Origin of the sequence: Cysteiniphilum sp. 19S12-1, from assembly GCF_052030685.1 — a bacterium.
Lineage (GTDB): Bacteria > Pseudomonadota > Gammaproteobacteria > Francisellales > Francisellaceae > Caedibacter.
The window spans coordinates 1-1180 of the sequence record NZ_JBQAJM010000082.1 but is presented as its reverse complement, the minus strand read 5'-3'; the positions used below and the strand labels follow the sequence as shown (position 1 = coordinate 1180).

Sequence of the window (1180 nt, the reverse complement as noted above, 5' to 3'; positions counted from 1 at the left end):
CTGAAGTTACGCACTTTTGATGTTTGAATTTAAGAAATACGACCACAGATTATGAGTGAAATAAATAAAACTGATGACACCTTTATGCGGATGACCCAAGCAAATGACATTTACATTGATTATCTAATCACACAGAATGCTCAATCAACAGCAACAGGTTGTGCAGAGCTTTTAGACAATCAAGTTAAGCATGATTCATTTACTCGGATGCTGCAAAAAGGCGATTATGACGCTCAATTTATCTGGTCATCTAACAAGACATCAATCCGTCAAGCAGAAAACGATGACGGTTCGTTGATTTTAGATAATAGCATCTGTCACAAACCGCATAGTCAAGTGAACGACATTATAAACTATCATTATGATCACGCTGAGGGTCGTACCGTTAAAGGGGTTAATTTGCTAACTGCCATGGTGAAATATGATGACGTTGCTTTTCCTGTAGGTTTTGAGGTTGTTAAAAAAGACCAGATCGGGGTTAAAGAAAATAAAAAAGGCAAAGAACAGATGTATCGTTACAGTCGTTATACGGTTAATGAACTGGCTCGATCCTTGGTACAGCAAGCATTATACAATCATGTGAAATTTAAATATATTTTGGGTGATAGCTGGTTTGCGTCGAAAGAGAATATTTTGTTTTTTCATCAACAAAAGTGTAAGTTTATTCTGGGCATTCCAGGCAATAGGTTAGTTGCCTTAAGCCGTCAAGATGCCAAAGCAGGAAACTACGTCAGATTAGATACATTGGAATTAGAGGCTGGAAGTGCTAGCAAAGTCTATCTAAAAGATATACCATTTCCAGTTGCAGTCACCCATAAAGTTTTCAAAAAAGGAAACGTCATACAAGGTGAGCTTTATTTGGTTACCAATGATCTTACTTTGACGGGTGACTGTGCTTATGAGAACTATCAAAAAAGATGGGATATTGAGACTTACCACCGTTCGTTAAAGCAAAACGCTTCGTTGACTAAATCACCATGCAGCACTAAAAAGGCTCAACTTAATCATGTGGCTTTATCATTGATTGCGTATTCAAGATTAGAGCAGTTAAAAATAGTTCACAAAAATAACCATTATGCTATGAAGCGCAAACTTTTAATTGCGGCGAATCAAGCAAGTTATCAAATGTATTTAAAAATGAAACATGAATGTGAGAAATTTAAAAGTGCGTAACTTCAGT

General features: G+C 36.4%; 1 protein-coding gene. It reads left to right on the top strand.

Annotated elements, in window-relative coordinates; all coding sequences use genetic code 11:
- Positions 1–51: 51 nt before the first annotated feature.
- On the top strand, positions 52–1173 hold the full coding sequence (locus ACTS4L_RS11300) for an IS701 family transposase (RefSeq protein ID WP_440652067.1): 1122 nt from the start codon (positions 52–54) through the stop codon (positions 1171–1173).
- Positions 1174–1180 lie beyond the last annotated feature (7 nt).

Coding starts and splice junctions, on each gene's coding strand:
- ACTS4L_RS11300 (WP_440652067.1), top strand. CDS start 52: ATGAGTGAAATAAATAAAACTGATGACACCTTTATGCGGATGACCCAA.